We start from the raw sequence: 16,499 nt of genomic DNA, 5'->3' as shown, positions 1-16,499 counted from the left end.
TAGCTTCCAACAACTTACTGAGTGTATCAGGAAGCGTAGAGGGGCTCAACGCTGCGAATCGTCAGCCTGACCTGCCGGTTTGCTCGGCGATCGCGGCTCCGAGGGCTTCGAAATGGTCAATGGGCATCGCCCCCTGTGCCAAATCCCTACTGCCGCCGCCGCGCCCTCCGAGAGCATCCAGGGCTACCCGAAGAACCGTCCCGCAGTCGGCGGCGCCTGGTTTCGCAGCGAGTACCACGGACATGCGCTCCGACTCCGGGATGCCGATCAGTGCGACTGCAACGGATGTGCTGTTTACCAGGGAAGAAGCGAGCATCTTTGCATAGACTGCATCCCGGCCCGGCTGCTGCGGGTCCAGTACCGTCCTTATCGCAGTGGTAGGGCCTGTCGCGCTGGATGCCAGCGTCTGCGCCTCGCGCGCGGCAACTTCGGCCAGCAGCGCTGCGCGCTCCTTCGCGGCGGCCTTCGAGTCTGCCTGCATGCGGCTCACGCTGGCGAGGATTGCGTCCGTGCCGGTCGACAGTGATTGTGCGAGTGTCTGCAAGCGGCGGAAGTCATCGGCCGCAGCTTGCATGGCGCGGAGTCCACAAACAAACGAGAGCCGGAGAGAGCCACGCACACGCTCGGTGCCGCGCAGCAGCAGGGGACCGATCTCTGCCGTAGTAGCGACATGTGTGCCGCCGCAGGCATTGGTGTCGATGCCGCCATCAATCTGCACGATGCGGATGCGGCCGGCGCGCGGAGGTAGCTTACGCAGCAGGCCGTCCGCCAGCATTGCTTGCGCCTCCTGCTGCTCGACGTAACGGACGGAGAACGGGAGCGCCAATGCGATGACATCGTGGACCGTCCTCTCTGCCTGCTTCAATTGCGCATCATCCAGCGCCGGCACGTCCAGGTCGATCGTCGAGAGGCCTTCGCCAAGATGAAAGGAAACAGTCTTCGCGTTGAAGTCGCGCAGCAGGATGGCCGACAACAGGTGCTGGCCGCTGTGCTGCTGCATGTGGTCACGCCGGCGAGCGGCATCGACCACGCCGCGAACAGGCGTGCCTTCCTGCAGTGGCTTCGACGTTGTGTGCCACACCTCGCCCGTTTCGTCTTCTTCGACGTCGGTGATGGGAGCGTCGAGTGAGGCGCCGGAGCGTGCCGTGGCGGTCAGTTTGCCGGTGTCGTTGGGCTGTCCGCCGCTGGTCGGATAGAAGGCGGTACGGTCCAGTGCGATCTGCCAGACCTGCCTGCCGTCGACACGCGCCACCTCACGGATGGCGGTGACTTCGGCAGTAAACTCCAGCGTCGCGGGCTCGTCGTAGTAGATGCGTTCGGCTGCATGACTCACGAAAAGCGCTACTCCCTTGGTGTGATCGTGATCATGCCGCCGATCGCGGACACTTCACTCTGGCTGCCGATGATCAGTGGCGTGCGCATGTGCGGCTCAGTTGGTGTGATCTCAAGGATGCGGTAGCGACCGTTGCTCGCGGCGCCGCCCGCCTGCTCTGCGATAAAGCTCAGCGGATTGGCTTCATACAACAGGCGCAGCTTGCCATTGGGCGCCTTGACGGTCGGCGGGTACAGGAAGACGCCACCCTTCAGCAGCGTGCGGTGAAAGTCTGCAATGAACGATCCCACGTAACGCGAGCTGTACTTGCGGCCCATCATCGATCCATCGCGGAAGCGGCCAATGGCCTTGGCATAAACCGGCAGTGACTCGCCGATGTTGCCCTCGTTCATGGAGTAGTAGGTTCCCTGTTCCGGCATCAGCATATCGCCGGAGCTTAGAAGAAATTCGCCGTCGGCCAGTGTGAAGCCGTGCACGCCCTTGCCTGCGGTGTAAACCAGAATGGTCGAAGGGCCATAGTTCACATAGAGAGCGGCCACTTGCTCGGTGCCCGGCTGCAGGATGGCAGCGCGGACATCGCTGCCTGGCTTGACGACCTGGATGGAGACAATGGTGCCGACGTTGACGTTCACGTCGATATTGGAAGAGCCATCCAGCGGGTCGAAGATCGCAATGAACTTTGCGTTTGGACGGTCAGGGAAGACGATCGGTTCGTCATCTTCTTCACTCACAACGGCGGCCACGGTGGGGAGCGCCTTCATGACTTCAATCAGTGTGTCATTCGCAAACACGTCGAGCTTCTGTTGCTGCTCGCCCTGAACGTTCTCGCTGCCAGCAGCGCCCAGAATGTCATCCGACAGGCCTGCCGTTCGGATCCTTGCTTCGATCGCTGCAGCGCCGTCTGCGATCGCTGTGATCAGCGCGCCGAGTTCCTGATTGTGCCGCTGCCGCACGTGTTGAAAGAGGGTCATCGCCATGGGCATAAGCGTAGCACTCAGTGGCTATAAGTCGCGCTGCGTTCCACGGCTGCTGTGCGGTTTACGCACAGCAGCCAGCCTGGAAATCAGCCGCGGCCCGCGACTGCCGGGAACACTGTGACCTTGCCCGCTGCCTGTTGGATCGGAGCGGTACACACACGGTTGCGCCCTTCCTGCTTGGCGCGATACATCGCTGCATCGGCGTCTGCGATGAGCCGGTGCGGGTCCAGAGAGGCCGTCGGCCACGCCGTGGTAACGCCGCAGCTCACCGTGGCCCAAACCTCCTGGGACGGCGTCACGGTGTCACGCTGCAGCGCTGGTGATCCTGCCACCTGCACCAGCGTGCGGATGCGTTCGGCTACTTTCAGGGCGCTTTCCGGGTCTGCGTCAGGCAGCAGAACCACAAATTCCTCGCCGCCGTACCGGGCAACAAAATCGTCCTCGGCTCGCAGCGCCTGCTGCAGCAGCGATCCAACGCGTTGTAGAACGCGGTCTCCGTAGGGATGGCCGTGGTTGTCATTCAACTTCTTGAAGTGATCCACATCGACCATGACGGCGCTGATGGGGTGCTTGCGCTCCAGGGTCAGCTGCCACAGCTCCAGCAGGCGAGTGTCATAGGCGCGCCGGTTCGGCAGGCCGGTCAGGCGGTCGGTGGAAGACAGCGCAAGCAGTTCCGCATTCGCCTCCGCAAGCTGACCACGCTGCAGCCGTCCGCGCAGTTGCAGCAGATACGAAAAGCGGCGCTCGCGGCCCATGGTGTAGTTGGCCGTGAAGGTCAGCATGGCAACCCACACCAGCATGCCGCCAGAGACCATCTTGCTCGAAAGCGGGATTTGCACATCTCTTGAAAGAGAGAGTGCGTCCAGGAGGGCAATGATCACCGACGTCACTGCCGCATATGGCAGGTCGATGCGCAACATACAGTTCGCGACCAGCAGCACCAGGATCAGACCTGTCTGCGCATCCACACTCACATTCGAACTGATGTCGTGGTGCAGGTACAGAATGCTCAGCGCGCCCAGGACGCAAAGAAACGAGGTTGCGGACTCACGGAGGAAGACGCTGGTCCGGCTCTTGACCAGCATGGCCACGAGCAGAACGATTGGCGTGATGATGCCGAAGCGGACGATGACCGCCTGCTCGATATGGCTGGGCGCCATAAAGTAGTCGCCCACAATAAAGAAGTCATACGCAAGGAGCGACAAAAGGCCCTGAACCAGCAGCATGCGCGCCCGCGACCGCCCGGTTTCCCGCTGGAAGCGAGTCTCAAGTTCCGGCGAAAAACGGAGCGAAGCGATGTGCTCCGTCTCGTATCGCCGGATCTCGTCCTCGAGCGCGGGGATCGGGTCAAAATTATTCTTTGTACTCATAAAGCCCTTAAAAGACTAGAGGGCACTATGGGTGCGGGCCATGACACACCCGTCCCTGCCAGTCCCACAAATTCGCCACGGAGGCTACGACGTAAGAGCACCATCGTAGGCTACCCGTTGTGTGGAAACACGCTTCGATTGCGCGTTGTCGCCTTTAGAATGCTGGTCGCGTTGATACAATGAAACTTTGATCAGGGAGACTAATGCTTCGTTTTTCTACAGCGGGTGAGAGCCATGGCGAGGCGCTGGTAGCGCTATTGAGCGGGCTGCCCGCGGGTGTATCGGTGGATAGCGCATTTCTGGCTCGCGAACTGTGGCGCAGGCAGCAGGGATTCGGTCGCGGCGGCCGTATGCGCATCGAGACCGATACTGCACATATATTGTCCGGCGTCCGGCACGGCAAGACCATTGGCTCGCCCATCGCCATGACGATCGCGAACCGTGACTGGAAGAACTGGGAAGAGATCCTGCCGGTGGAAGAGGGGGACGCCTCGAAGCATAAGGCGGTCGCGTCACCACGGCCAGGCCATGCCGATCTGGCCGGAGCACTTAAGTACAACTTTCCCGACGCCCGTTACATCCTGGAACGTGCTTCCGCGCGTGAGTCTTCCGCCCGGGTCGCCGGTGGCGCGCTGGCAAAGATGCTGCTGCGCACGCTGGGGATTGAGGTGTTGTCGCACGTCGTCCGGGTGGGAGCGGTGGATCTGGAACGGCCCTATCAGTGGGACGAGATCGTCGCCAGCAACGCGCGCGAGACCGTTGTGTTGAACTGCATCGACCCGGAAGTCGAGCGGCGCATGCGCGGAGAAGTCGACCGAGCACTGCGCACAGGCGATACCGTCGGTGGCGTCTTTGAAGTGGTGGCGCATGGCGTGCCTCCCGGTATCGGCACGCACGTGAACTGGGACGAGCGGCTGGACGGCCTGCTGGCACAGGCGGTCATGAGTCTGCAGGCTGTAAAGGCTGTCGAACTGGGCCGCGGCGTCACTGCGGCGGAATCCATGGGATCGACTGTGCACGACGCGATCGCGTATGCATCGGATGAAGAGGCTGCGGCAGCGCATACACGCTTCACGCGTGCGGGCAACAATGCCGGCGGTATCGAGGGCGGCATCTCCAACGGGCAGGACGTTACGGTACGCGGTTACTTGAAGCCCATCAGCACGCTGCGCCGGCCGCTTGGTTCCGTCAGCTTCGAGACACGCGAACCCGTTAAAGCAGCCTATGAACGCAGCGATGTCTGCGTGGTACCTGCTGCGGGAGTAGCCGCCGAGGCGATGGTCGCCATCACACTTGCACGGCTGGTGCTGGAGAAATTTGGCGGCGACAGCCTCGCAGAGACACAGCGCAATCTCGATGGTTATCGCGAGCAAATTAAGAAGTTCTAAGCACCTTTCGTTTCAGGATTCGATTCAAGCAATGATCTATCCCATCGTGAAGTACCCCGAACCCGTTCTGGCGCAGAAGGCCGACCCGGTTACTGTCTTCGACGCCGAGCTGAAGAAGCTGACGGACGACATGTTCGAGAGCATGTACGCGGCTGAGGGCATCGGCCTGGCGGCACCTCAGATTGGCATCTCAAAACGTCTGTTCATCGTCGATCTGTCGTTCGGCAAGGAAAAGAAGGACCGGCTCGTTCTGATCAATCCGGAGATCATTCAGCGCGAAGGCCGTCAGGTGGAGGAAGAGGGATGCCTCTCACTGCCGGACATCCGTGACAAGGTCAGCCGCAGTTTTACCGTCCGCATCCGCGCACAGGATGAGTACGGCAAGTGGTTCGAAATGGACGGCGAGGAGCTTTTGTCTCGCGCGTTCCAGCATGAGCTCGACCACCTGGATGGCGTTCTGTTTATTGATCGCCTGTCGCGGTTGAAGCGTGACCTGATCCTTCGTCGCATCCGTAAGCTGCAGAAGAACGGCGAGTGGTAGTGCCTGTGGCGGGGCGTGGCCTATGCGCTTAGTCTTCTGTGGCACGCCGCAGTTCGCTGTCCCAACCCTTGAGGCGTTGCTGGCTGCCGGACACGAGATTCCCCTGGTGATCTCGCAACCTGACAAGCCCGTGGGACGTAGCGGTGAGATCAACCCCACACCCGTAAAACGTGCTGCGCTGGCACGCGGTATCGTCGTCACCCAGCCGGAAAAGCTGAAGCACAACGAGTCGCTGCGCGAGACGCTGACGCAGATCGCGCCGGACGCCATCATCGTCGTCGCCTATGGCCGCATCATTCCGCAATGGATGCTGGATCTGCCGCGCTATGGATGCATCAACGGGCATGGCTCCTTACTGCCGCGCTGGCGTGGCGCCGCACCGATTCAATGGGCTATCGCCAGCGGCGACACCGAGACGGGTGTGACCACCATGCGACTGAACGCCGGCCTGGACACCGGTCCTATGCTGATGAAGTGGGCTGTCACCATTACGCCGCAGACCACGTCGCCAGAGCTCTTTCAGACGCTCTCGACGATTGGTGCAGACCTGATGGTGAAGACACTTGCCGGTCTTGAAGCCGGACTGGTCACGCCTACGGAGCAGGACGATGCGCAGGCCACGCTGGCTCCCATCCTGACGCGCGACGATGCGCGCATCCTCTTCACACGCACCGCAACCGAGATCGACCAGCGCTTCCGCGGCTTCCAGCCTTGGCCCGGCGCCTTCACCACGCTGCGCGGCAAGAAGCTCATTGTGCATGCCATGCACGTCGCGGAGATCTACACGACGGATGCGCCGGGAACCCTGGTGCTGCGCGATGGAGTGATGTTCGCAATCTGCGCGAACGGTACGGCCATCGCGCTGGATGAAGTGCAGACCGAAGGCAAGAAGCGCATGCCCGCAGATGAGTTTCTTCGCGGCTTCCAGATCAAGAGCGGCGAAGCGCTCGGTGAGGCAACAACGCAATGACCCAGCCACCGCGCAAATCCGCATTTGGCAAGCCGTCCAGCAGCGGCAAGCAGGACTTTACAAAGCCAGTGATCGCAGCGAGGCCCGCAGGTGCCCCGAAGCAAATGACGAAGTCAGCGATCCATACTCCAGCTTCGCGATCGTCTGCTCCGATCTCGTCGAGGCAGCCGGCTGTGGCACGTCAGGTGGTGCCGCCCAGCGAAGCCAGCCTGATCCGTGCCGCCGCTGCTGCGAAGATCTCGCCCGCCCGCGCCGCTGCCTTTCATATCCTTAGCAAGGTGACGAACAGCGCTTCGCATTCGGACGACCTGCTGCACTCGCTTGCGGTGAATGCACTGTCGGCAGAGGACCGCAACCTGACCACGGCGCTGGTGCTGGGCGTGCTTCGCTGGCAGTTGCACCTGGACGCTGTGATGCGCCCGATGCTGCAGCGTCCCGATGCCGAACTGCATCCCGGCGCACTGCTTGCACTTCGCCTGGGTGTCTTCCAACTGCTGCATCTCGACCGCGTGCCGCCACACGCTGCGCTGAATGAGAGCGTGGAACTGGCGCGCGCCAATGGCGCCGCGCACGCCGCAGGCATGGTCAACGCCATTCTTCGTCGCGTACTGCGCGAGAAGATCGCGGCAACGTCGAACCGTTCCACACTCGCGGTCGCTGTCACACCGTCTGAAGAGGCGCACCCGGCTTGGCTGATCGCCCGCTGGCGCGCAAACTTTGGCGGCGCTGCGTCACGCCGCATCGCCGACTACGATCAGGCTGAGCCTCCGTCGCACGCCCTGTTCAACGCCGATCCCGCACTTCCCGAGATCGATGACGGTTCACGCCTCGTCGCAGAACTGGCTGCGGCCGCAGTCACTTCACCGAAGCGCATCCTCGACTGTTGTGCGGCTCCCGGCGGCAAGACCGCCGTGCTCGCCGTGCGGCATCCCGATGCGGAGATCGTCGCCGTAGACATTAGCGAGAAGCGCATGGACGCGATGCGCAAGCGTATGGATCGCGATCCTGCAACCTCCTCGATCAAGACCGTCGTCGCGGATATGACCGTGCCCCAGACAGCGCACATGCTGCGCGAGGGCTTTGATCTGATCCTGTGTGACGCCCCGTGTTCCGGCACGGGAACGCTCGCGCGCAATCCTGAGATTCGTCATCGTCTGCGCCCCAGCGATCTCCCGCGCCAGGCCGAACGTCAGCGCGCCATCCTGGCCAGTGCATTACGCCTGCTGGCACCGGGTGGCGTGCTCGTCTACTCCACCTGCTCCCTGGAACCGGAGGAGAACGAGGCCGTAGTGGCCGCAGCATTACAGGACGTCGAGGGCTTTGAGCAGACGAACGCGCAGCCAATCGCCGAGAAAATCGGTGATCTGGCACCGGATGCCTTGAAGCAATTGATGGCTGCAGGCTTCACGGATGCAGCACTCAGAACACTGCCTGGCACACAGGCCTGCGATGGATTCTACGCAGCAGTGCTGCAGCGCACACGGTAGGTGGTCGAAGACTCGCTTGATGGCACGACTTCCATCAAGTTGGGCTTCCGTCCCTGAGGTTAGCTTTGGGACCCACAACTTGACTCAGGCGTACCTCAGCGGCTAAAGCCGGCCAAGCTTCACGCCACATGCAATATGGCTGAAGCCCTGTCTTTGCGATCCGTGATTTCCTTGAAGCCGTTTCGTTACGACATGTGCTGTCCTTTGGGACTGCGTCCTCACGATTCATGCTTCCTCGGGGGCCGTTCACTTCATGATCCGTAGCGTCTCGCTGACTGCTTCTGCTTCTTAGAAAGCCGCGGCGCGGAGGATCTATCGAGACGGTGTCGAGATCGGGGCGATTTGCCTTACGACGGGCGCTGGCGGTTTTGGAGCGCTGGTCCCGTTCACGGGAGCCGTGGGTATCGTCGAGGGAGCCGCGGTCGGGGCTGGATTGGCCACTGCTGCGGCACTCATCTTCACTCGGGCGGTATCGGCGGCACTGACGCGCATGCCGGCGGCCGGCGTCTGCGAGAGCACGACGCCGGCGGGCAGAGTCGCGACAGGAGGTGGTGGCGGCGCTCCTGCGGGTGCGGTCGGGTCCACTGCGACAGGAATCGGCTGCGGAACGATGGCGTAGATACGCAGGTCCAACTCACGCATCTTTGCACTGGCTGCGGTATAGCTCATCCCGACCAGGTTCGGCATCACGTAAGCGCGGGGTGAGGCGCTCTCGGGTTGGCTCAGCAGCAGGCTCACCTCGGGTTTATCGACGCCCTCCGCGTTTGCGGGTGGTGTCTGCGCCAGAACGATGTCGGCGGGGCCGGGCGAGGGAAGGTGAGCGATCTCGCCAAGGTCCAGCGATGCGCGGCGAATCGCCATGGCCGCATCCCGCTCGTTCAGACCGACGGTATCCGGGATCGCAACGCGTTGCGGTCCCATGCTCTCTGTGATGCGCATGTGCCAGCCCTTACGCACGCTGGCGCCGGCCGCGGGCGACTGCGACAGAACGCGACCCGCGGGCACGGTGGTGGAGTAGAAGCGATTTTCGACAGTCAGATTTAGTTGCGCGCTTGAGGTCTTGTCTGCAGCCTCTTCCACCGTCAGACCGCTGAGGCTGGGAACCTCGACCTCGCCGGTATGGATCGCCAGTCGCATTGTGATGAGCGCAGAGAGCAGGGCGACTGCCGTCATGGCCAGCAGCGTCATGCTGATGCGGAAGGCGCGAGCGGCGCCAGCCGTTACCTCGCTGGAGTTGTTGCGATAGCGAACGCGGATCTTCACTGTGAGTTATCTTACCGACCGCATAGGACGCGCGCACGCAACCGCCGGTTGTCGATTCTGGCGGACTTCCATCAGCGATCGTTATCCGTTACTGGCTCCGGATGGATCAACAGGCGGTCCACTTCGGGCCTTTCTCGCAGGAAGTTTGCCTCCATCTGCGAGATGATGCGGTGCACGGCGCCCATGGGCAGGTCATCCGGCATGCTGCAGTGGCAGCTCATCTGGAGATGCTCACCGGTGCGCATGGCGACGATGTTGTGGACGTCTTCGATCTCCGGGAAGGCCTCGGCCGCGCGCCGTACCTCATCCTCCAGCACGCGGTCGTTCTGCAGCCGCACGGCGGGTTCAATGGTGCTTTCCTCTGCCTCGATGTGCGTGATGACCGAGCGAATCTCCGGCACCTCGCGCTTCATGTCGGCTTCGATATGCGTCACCGTCTCGTGCGCCTCACGCAGCGGCATATGCTCTGGTAACTCCAGGTGAAGCTCCACGCCCAGGCCGCCGTCCATCTGCTGCACGGTCACGTCGTGAATGCCCAGGTTCGCCCGCTGCGCGACAGCACGGACACGGTCGAAGACACTCTCTTCACTGCTGGCGACAGGCACGGTGCGCACGACGACGTCGGTTCCCGGCATTACTCCTTGTACCGCTTCCGTGGCTGCCATCACGATCTGTTCGGAGCGTTGAAAGGTCGTGTTGCGCTGCATGCCAATGGCAACGTCCGCAAAGTAGCGCGCGCCCGCCCGGCGCATACGCAGGTCTTCGACAAACAGCACGCCGTTGACCCCTCGAATGGCCTCGGTCAACTCGCGCCGCATCTCCGGGGTTGTCGCATCCAGCAACGCGTTCACCGTCTCGTGCGCGAGCTGATAGGTCACCTTCAGAATGATGCAAGACACCAGCAGCGCCGCTGCAGGATCGGCCAGTTCAAGCACGCGGATGTGAAACCGCTGGCCTGCAAACGAAGCTGCGAGGCCGATCAGGACCGCGGCGCTGGACCAGATGTCTGTGCCGAAGTGCAGCGCTTCTGCCTGCAGAGCCTGCGAGTGCACCATGTGCGCCACGCGGGCCAGGTGACGGGATCGCGTGTAGTCCACGGCGATGGACAGCAGCAGCACTAGCACGGGCCAGATCGATGCATGCAGGCCCAGGGCCTCGCCGCGATGGAAGCGCAGGACGCGGCGCACGGCCTCAAAGATGATCCAGATCGACGAGCCGAGCATCAGCACAGTCTCTACAAACGCAGACAGGCTTTCCACGCGGCCATGACCGTAGGTGTGGTCGTCGTCCGGTGGCAGATCGGAGACGCGCACGCTGAAGAGCGTCAGTCCGGACGCCATCAGATCGATGGTGGAATGTGCCGCCTCACTCAGCATGCCGAGCGATCCGGTGGACAGGCCCGTGATGACCTTAAGCAGCGTGATGCCGCTGGCAGCCAGTACGCTGGTAAGCGCCGCGGACTGTTTCGTCAGCGACTCCGCGTGGATCGCGCCGTCTGGCTCGCGGGTACTTTGCGGGTGCGCGTTCTGCATTGGGTCTGGCATGCCGAATCCTTAGCCTACACGCGCCCGCACAGTGCGACACGGTCTACGGTAGGATGGCTGCGATTGCCGCTGGAGCATCAGCGCCGCAGGGAGGGATAGATCCATGGTTCTGAATCGGCGACAGTTCACCGGGGCGCTTGCTGCAGCGCTTGCTTCAACCGCTTTACCCACGCAGGCACTCCAGGCGCACGGCGTGCAGCTTGGCCTGCAGAGCTTTACCTTCCATCAACTGCGCACGGGCGGTGTTGCAGCGGCTGAAGAGATGGCAACCGCCATGAAGACACTTGGGGTCGACCTGTGCGAGTTGTGGGCGCCGCAGATCGAGCCATTCCCGCTCGCAGACGGCTACTGGAGAGCGTGGCTGCCAAACGTGGAGAAGGGAACCCCAGCGAAGCCCTCCCACGACGAGATTGCTGCCAAGCGAATGGCGCTTCGGGCATGGCGTACCAGCCCGCCGCAGGGATATTTCCAGCAGATTGCCAATGCTTTCGCCAGCGCTAATGTTCGCCTGTTCGCCTTCAACTACAGCTTTGAACCGACGATGAACGATGCGGAGATTGAGTACGGTTTTGCGGCTGCAAAGGCGCTCAAGGTGAACCTGATCACCGCGTCCAGCCGGATCTCCGACGCGAAGCGACTGGTGCCGTTTGCTGCAAAGCACGGTATGCGCATCGCCTTTCATGGCCACGCGGACAAAGAGGATCCGGACCAGATCACCACGCCCGAGAGTTTCCGGACCGTGCTTGCGCTCTCGCCGTACTACCGCATCAATCTTGATGTTGCGCACTTCGCTTCGGCAGGCTTTGATGCCGTTGCGTTTCTCAAGGAGCAGCACGCAAATATCACAAACATTCACGTGCATGATCGCAAGGCAAACGCAGGCGCCAGCGTGCCTTTCGGCGAGGGTGTTGCACCGACCAAAGCAGTGTTGCAATTGATCCGCGATAACAAATGGCCCATACCAGCGTTCTATGAACTCGAGTATGTTGGCGCGGATGGCCGTGACGTGATCGCTGAAACGCGGCGTGAGTTGGACTATGAAAGGAAGGTCTTGAACTCGTAGCGCAAGACTCCACTGCTGTCATCCTGAAGCGCAGTGTGGTCGAAGGTCCTGCATTGCTCGCTATGAGAAAATGTGGCCGTTTTCAGCGCACCTTTGCGATGTCACTGACAGAATGCAGGTCCTTTGACTGCACTACGCTCTGCTTCGTTTCGCTCAGGATGACAGGTCTCTTGTAAGTTCCAAAAGGACAGAGGCCGCATGCGGCCTCTGTGGTTGCTAAGTTGAGTTACGCCTTCAACGTGGACAGGTCGATGACGAAGCGATAGCGCACATCGCTCTTCAGCATGCGTTCGTAGGCTTCGTTCACCTTGTCGATCGGTGTGATCTCGATGTCCGAGACGATGTTCTTCTCGCCGCAGAAATCCAGCATCTCCTGGGTCTCCTTGATGGAACCGATCATCGATCCGGCGAGCGACTTGCGGCCAACGATCAGCGAGAAGGAGTTAAGCGTGGAACTGTCTTCCGGAGCGCCCACCAGGACCATCGCACCGTCCTTCTTCAGCATGGCGAGGTAAGGACCGAAGTCCATCGCCACGCCAACGGTGCTGATGATCAGGTCGAAGCTACCTGCGAGCTTTTTCGCCGTCTCCGGATCGCTCATGGCATAGAACTCGTCCGCGCCCAGGCGCTTGGCGTCGTCTGCCTTCTTCATGCTCTGGCTCAGAACGACCGTCTGCGCACCGAGTGCGTGCGAGAGCTTCACACCCATGTGGCCAAGACCGCCAAGGCCGACGATGCCGACCTTCTTGCCGGGGCCTGCATTCCAGTGCTTCAGCGGGCTGTACAGCGTGATGCCAGCACACAGCAGCGGTGCAGCGGCATCGAGCGGCAGATTGTCCGGGATGCTGAGGACGTAATTCTCATCGACGACGATGTGGTCGGAGTAACCGCCGTACGTTGGCGTGCCATCCTTCTCGCGACCGTTGTAGGTGGCATTCATGCCGACGAGGCAGTAGTTATCCTCGCCCTTCACGCACTCCGCGCACTGGCGACAGCTATCGACGAAGCAGCCCACACCAACCTTGTCGCCTACCTTGAACTTGGTGACGCCACTGCCGACGGAGGTGACGATGCCGGCGATCTCGTGGCCCGGAACCATGGGGAAGATGCTGCCGCCCCATTCGTCACGTGCCTGGTGAATGTCGCTGTGGCAGATGCCGCAGAATTTGATCTCGATGTTGACGTCGTGCTCGCGCGGTTCGCGGCGTTCAAAGCTAAAGGGCGCGAGCGGTGCCTTCGCCGACTGAGCGGCGTATCCGGATGCCTGGGGCATGGTGGTGACTCCTGTTGGGATCGTTCAGATGCTGTTTCGGTTACACAGCCGGCGGGTCCATCCGACTACTCATCGTCAGGTGTTATACCGCATTTAGATGTACGACCAACACCCCGCGATGCACCTAGACGGCGCGTGCGCTCCACAGTCCCGCGATGCCGAAGAGATAGGGCTTCCATGCCGCATCCGCAAAGCCCGCCTGGCGCATCATGCCGCAGAAGGCCTGCGGTTTCGGGAAGCGCTCGACGCTTTCGGGCAGATATTCATAGGACGAGGTGCTGCCGGAGATCATGCCACCGATGCGCGGCAAGACATGCCGAAAGTACAGGCGATAGGCGCTGTCCAGCGGTGGGGGCGGCATGCTGAAGTCCAAGATGCCGATTTCGCCGCCGGGCTTCAGGACACGCCGTATTTCGGCCAGGCCTGCCGCGTAGTCCGCCAGATTGCGGAAGCCAAAGGCACTGACCACCAAGTCCAGCGAGCCGTCCTCGATGTGCAGATTCAGCGCATCGTCTTCGACGAATTCGACGGCCTTCCCCCGCATCTTTTCGCGACCGCGTTCGATCATTTCGTGCGAGAAGTCCACAGCGAGTAGCGGCTGAGCATTCTCAGCAGGACGCCGCGCCAGCAGGGCTGCCGTCATGTCACCGGTACCGCAGCAAAGGTCCAGCACTCGCGCGTCAGGCCGCTTCAGCGTCGCGTCAAAACGGCGCGCGGCACGATTCCACCAGACGCGATCCATCCCCATGCTCAGGACGTGGTTTGCACGGTCGTATTGCGGTGCAATCTCGTCGAACATGCGCTGCACGGCATCCGCCGCTTCTGTGTTGTTCGCGGTGCCCTCGGGCCTCGCGCCCAGAGTCGGTCCTGACGTACTCACGGCAGCACCGGTGGCGGAATGGGACGGGCGCGCATCTCCACCAGCATCTGCTCGACGGCTTCCTGGAGCTCGACATCGGTCACGTCGGTGACGATGTCGACCTTTCCGATTGCTGTCGGCACGATGAATGACAGGGTACCGCTGCGCTTCTTCTTATCGCTGCCGGTCAGCATCACCAGGCGCTCTGCCGTCACGTTGAAGCGTGGCAGGTCGCTATAAGCGTAGACCAGATCGATGATGCGTTGCGCATCGGCTTCGCTCAGGACACCGCGCGCTTCACTCAGGCGGGCCGCAGCGATCATGCCCCAGCCGATCGCTTCGCCGTGCAGCAGACCCTTGTAGTGCGTGGCCGCTTCAATCGCATGTCCGACGGTGTGGCCGAAGTTCAGGATCATGCGCAGGCCGCTTTCGCGCTCGTCCGCGGCGACGACGTCTGCCTTCATCTGCACACTGGCATTCACGACATGTGCGATGGCTGCGAGATCGCCGCTGCGTACCAGATCGACGTTCTTCTCCATGTAGTCAAAGAGCGCGCTGTCGCGGATCACGCCAGCCTTCACACACTCCTGCAAACCAGCGTGCAGCTCGCGCGGAGGCAGCGTCTTCAGCGTGTCCAGATCGGCGAAGACAGCCAGTGGATGGTAAAAAGCACCGACAAGATTCTTGCCCGCCTTCAGGTTCGCTCCGGTCTTGCCGCCGACGGAGGAATCCACCTGCGACAGCAGTGTTGTCGGGGCTTGCACAAATGCCACACCACGCATGTAGATGGCAGCGAGGAAGCCTGTCATGTCACCCAGAACGCCGCCGCCAAGAGCCACCAGAAGCGCGTCCCGGTCGGCACCGTTTTCTGCCAGTTCTTCCAGCAGGCGCTCGATGGTCGACAGACGCTTGTGCTGCTCTCCTGCGGGAATCAGAAGTGTCTTATAGGGCACAGCAAGCGCGTCAAAGCCGCGGCGGACAGGTTCGCCCCATAGCTTATCGATATCGGGCGACGTGATGATGAAGACGCGCGAAACTTTCTTCGCCAGCGCGACCGATTGCGCGGCCAAAGACGGCAAAAGGTTTTGCCCAATATGTACGGAGTAGTTAGCCGATGCGGCTTCGACGCGAATTTCGCTCACAACTGATTATCGCAGGCCTGCCGGGTTCGGTCAGAGTGCCCCACCAATCCGGGTGCCCCGTTCTTTGCGAAGCAAAGCGTGGATATCGTGCAAAGCGCGACCCTCAGTTCCCAGGATTGGATTCACGGGAAGACAATGGCACTCCCGGATACACAGCCCACCCATTCGCGATAACGCCGCGAAAGAATGGGCCACCCGTCTATGCAGTCTTCTGCTTGCGTTCGAGCAGCAACGACACCACGATCGTCACGGCCAGAATCGCGAAGATCACCACGAGCGAGATCATTGGCGTGACGTCGATCCATGGTGCGGCAAGCATCTTGCCCGCGGCGAAGGCCAGCACGGCGGCGAGACCATAGTGTAGATAAGCCAGCTTGCCCAGCGCGTGGGTCAGCACGAAGAAGAGCGAGCGCAGTCCCATGACCGCGAGGATGTTCGATGTGTATGCGATGAATGTGTGTCGCGTGATCGAGAGGACGGCGGGAATGGAGTCGAGCGCAAAGACGAAGTCCGCAAACGCGATGCCCACTAGAGCCAGCATCAGCACGGTGGGAATGCGGCGGCCGTTTTCGACCGACGTGAAGGCGTCCTGCGAAAGAGAGATGGGCTGGCGCTTCTCCAGCCATGTCTGCCAGCCAGGCTTCTTCGGGTGTTCGTGATCTTCCGGTAAAACCAATCGCACGGCTGCGATCAAGAGCACGACAGCGAAGATGTAGGTGACCCAGTCAAACTTCGCCAGCAGTTCCACGCCCGCGACGATGAAGCCGGCTCTCAGAATGACCGCACCGAGAATGCCCCAGAAGAGCACGCGGCGCTGCTTCGCAGGCTCAACGCGGAAGCTCTTGAAGAGCAGCAGGAAGACGAACAGATTATCGATCGACAGCGACTCTTCCAGCGCGTAGCCCGCGAGGAATTCCTGGCCGAGCTGTGGGTGCATGCGGACGTAGACCCATCCGCCAAAGGCGATCGCGCCCAGGATCCAGAGCGCGGTCGCAGCGTAGGAGCGGCGCGGCGCGGTCTCTGGCGTGGTCTTGTGAAGCAGCAGGACTTCGAGTCCCAACAGGACTAACAGGAGCGCATGGAAGACGATCCAGTCGATAGGCTGGGCGTTAGGCATGATGAGTCAGATGCGCTCGCGTCACGAATTGGCGCATTGTCTTCGCGCTCGAAGCGGGAGCCCCCTCTCACCTCTGAGACAGGGGGCGAGTTTGATCTACTCTTCGTGGCACTTATTGGGTGCAAATAGAAACCCCACATCTCAGAGGGGAGATGTGGGGCACCCGGAGTTA

Annotated in this window: 14 protein-coding genes; 5 read left to right on the top strand and 9 right to left on the bottom strand. The window is 61.6% G+C overall.

All coding sequences use genetic code 11. The features are described from left to right. Window positions 1–61 precede the first annotated feature (61 nt). The 3 genes from BLW03_RS06955 to BLW03_RS06945 form a co-directional block, all read right to left on the bottom strand. Window positions 62–1,333, bottom strand: a complete 1,272-nt coding sequence (locus BLW03_RS06955; RefSeq protein ID WP_074652944.1) for an alanyl-tRNA editing protein — start codon at window positions 1,331–1,333, stop codon at window positions 62–64. A gap of 8 nt (window positions 1,334–1,341) precedes the next feature. Then, the gene (gene fbp / locus BLW03_RS06950; RefSeq protein ID WP_244501989.1) at window positions 1,342–2,310 is read right to left on the bottom strand and encodes a class 1 fructose-bisphosphatase; all 969 of its coding nucleotides are present in this window, start codon (window positions 2,308–2,310) and stop codon (window positions 1,342–1,344) included. Between the two features lie 86 nt (window positions 2,311–2,396). Next, window positions 2,397–3,680 carry a GGDEF domain-containing protein gene (locus tag BLW03_RS06945; RefSeq protein ID WP_074652942.1) on the bottom strand — a complete coding sequence of 428 codons (1,284 nt, stop codon included), beginning with the start codon at window positions 3,678–3,680 and terminating at the stop codon, window positions 2,397–2,399. A 203-nt stretch (window positions 3,681–3,883) separates the two neighbouring features. Between BLW03_RS06945 and aroC the strand changes: the two genes are divergently transcribed. The 4 genes from aroC to BLW03_RS06925 are packed head-to-tail and all read left to right on the top strand — an operon-like array spanning window position 3,884 to window position 8,066. Then, window positions 3,884–5,068, top strand: a complete 1,185-nt coding sequence (gene aroC / locus BLW03_RS06940; protein ID WP_074652941.1) for a chorismate synthase — start codon at window positions 3,884–3,886, stop codon at window positions 5,066–5,068. Between the two features lie 31 nt (window positions 5,069–5,099). After that, complete coding sequence (gene def / locus BLW03_RS06935) at window positions 5,100–5,609, top strand: peptide deformylase (RefSeq protein ID WP_139285127.1); 510 nt, start codon at window positions 5,100–5,102, stop codon at window positions 5,607–5,609. Between the two features lie 22 nt (window positions 5,610–5,631). Next, window positions 5,632–6,579: a methionyl-tRNA formyltransferase gene (gene fmt, locus BLW03_RS06930; protein ID WP_074652939.1), complete on the top strand. Its 948-nt coding sequence runs from the start codon at window positions 5,632–5,634 to the stop codon at window positions 6,577–6,579. After that, window positions 6,576–8,066 carry a transcription antitermination factor NusB gene (locus tag BLW03_RS06925; protein WP_074652938.1) on the top strand — a complete coding sequence of 497 codons (1,491 nt, stop codon included), beginning with the start codon at window positions 6,576–6,578 and terminating at the stop codon, window positions 8,064–8,066. Before fmt ends, BLW03_RS06925 begins: the two co-directional genes overlap by 4 nt. 312 nt (window positions 8,067–8,378) lie before the next feature. Here the strand turns inward: BLW03_RS06925 and BLW03_RS06920 are convergent, their stop codons facing one another. Both BLW03_RS06920 and BLW03_RS06915 read right to left on the bottom strand, forming a co-directional pair. Beyond that, window positions 8,379–9,329, bottom strand: coding sequence for a PASTA domain-containing protein (locus tag BLW03_RS06920; protein ID WP_074652937.1), 951 nt, complete (start codon window positions 9,327–9,329; stop codon window positions 8,379–8,381). Between the two features lie 71 nt (window positions 9,330–9,400). Further along, window positions 9,401–10,873, bottom strand: a complete 1,473-nt coding sequence (locus BLW03_RS06915; RefSeq protein WP_074652936.1) for a cation diffusion facilitator family transporter — start codon at window positions 10,871–10,873, stop codon at window positions 9,401–9,403. A gap of 103 nt (window positions 10,874–10,976) precedes the next feature. Here BLW03_RS06915 and BLW03_RS06910 point away from each other — a divergent pair, with 103 nt between their 5' ends. Further along, on the top strand, window positions 10,977–11,936 hold the full coding sequence (locus BLW03_RS06910) for a sugar phosphate isomerase/epimerase family protein (protein ID WP_074652935.1): 960 nt from the start codon (window positions 10,977–10,979) through the stop codon (window positions 11,934–11,936). Between the two features lie 226 nt (window positions 11,937–12,162). Here BLW03_RS06910 and BLW03_RS06905 read toward each other — a convergent pair whose 3' ends face one another. The 4 genes from BLW03_RS06905 to BLW03_RS06890 form a co-directional block, all read right to left on the bottom strand. Further along, a complete protein-coding gene (locus tag BLW03_RS06905) occupies window positions 12,163–13,209 on the bottom strand; it encodes an NAD(P)-dependent alcohol dehydrogenase (protein WP_074652934.1) in 1,047 nt (348 codons plus the stop codon). Between the two features lie 124 nt (window positions 13,210–13,333). After that, window positions 13,334–14,089, bottom strand: coding sequence for a bifunctional demethylmenaquinone methyltransferase/2-methoxy-6-polyprenyl-1,4-benzoquinol methylase UbiE (gene ubiE, locus BLW03_RS06900; protein WP_074652933.1), 756 nt, complete (start codon window positions 14,087–14,089; stop codon window positions 13,334–13,336). Then, window positions 14,086–15,210 (bottom strand): 3-dehydroquinate synthase, encoded by a 1,125-nt coding sequence (aroB, locus tag BLW03_RS06895; RefSeq protein ID WP_074652932.1) that lies wholly within the window; start codon window positions 15,208–15,210, stop codon window positions 14,086–14,088. The genes ubiE and aroB overlap by 4 nt, the downstream gene beginning before the upstream one ends. 199 nt (window positions 15,211–15,409) lie before the next feature. Beyond that, window positions 15,410–16,327 carry a TerC/Alx family metal homeostasis membrane protein gene (locus BLW03_RS06890; RefSeq protein ID WP_074652931.1) on the bottom strand — a complete coding sequence of 306 codons (918 nt, stop codon included), beginning with the start codon at window positions 16,325–16,327 and terminating at the stop codon, window positions 15,410–15,412. Between the last annotated feature and the right edge of the window lie 172 nt (window positions 16,328–16,499).

This window comes from Terriglobus roseus (assembly GCF_900105625.1).
GTDB classification, from domain to species: Bacteria; Acidobacteriota; Terriglobia; order Terriglobales; family Acidobacteriaceae; genus Terriglobus; species Terriglobus roseus_B.
The sequence above is the reverse complement of the archived record's forward strand: the minus strand, read 5'-3'. Positions and strand labels throughout refer to the sequence as shown.

Excerpts from the sequence above, each read along its gene's own strand:
- BLW03_RS06890 (WP_074652931.1), bottom strand. The coding sequence starts at position 16,327 with ATGCCTAACGCCCAGCCTATCGACTGGATCGTCTTCCATGCGCTCCTG.
- BLW03_RS06905 (WP_074652934.1), bottom strand. The coding sequence starts at position 13,209 with ATGCCCCAGGCATCCGGATACGCCGCTCAGTCGGCGAAGGCACCGCTC.
- BLW03_RS06925 (WP_074652938.1), top strand. The coding sequence starts at position 6,576 with ATGACCCAGCCACCGCGCAAATCCGCATTTGGCAAGCCGTCCAGCAGC.
- aroC (WP_074652941.1), top strand. The coding sequence starts at position 3,884 with ATGCTTCGTTTTTCTACAGCGGGTGAGAGCCATGGCGAGGCGCTGGTA.
- BLW03_RS06915 (WP_074652936.1), bottom strand. The coding sequence starts at position 10,873 with ATGCCAGACCCAATGCAGAACGCGCACCCGCAAAGTACCCGCGAGCCA.
- BLW03_RS06945 (WP_074652942.1), bottom strand. The coding sequence starts at position 3,680 with ATGAGTACAAAGAATAATTTTGACCCGATCCCCGCGCTCGAGGACGAG.
- BLW03_RS06910 (WP_074652935.1), top strand. The coding sequence starts at position 10,977 with ATGGTTCTGAATCGGCGACAGTTCACCGGGGCGCTTGCTGCAGCGCTT.
- fbp (WP_244501989.1), bottom strand. The coding sequence starts at position 2,310 with ATGGCGATGACCCTCTTTCAACACGTGCGGCAGCGGCACAATCAGGAA.
- fmt (WP_074652939.1), top strand. The coding sequence starts at position 5,632 with ATGCGCTTAGTCTTCTGTGGCACGCCGCAGTTCGCTGTCCCAACCCTT.
- def (WP_139285127.1), top strand. The coding sequence starts at position 5,100 with ATGATCTATCCCATCGTGAAGTACCCCGAACCCGTTCTGGCGCAGAAG.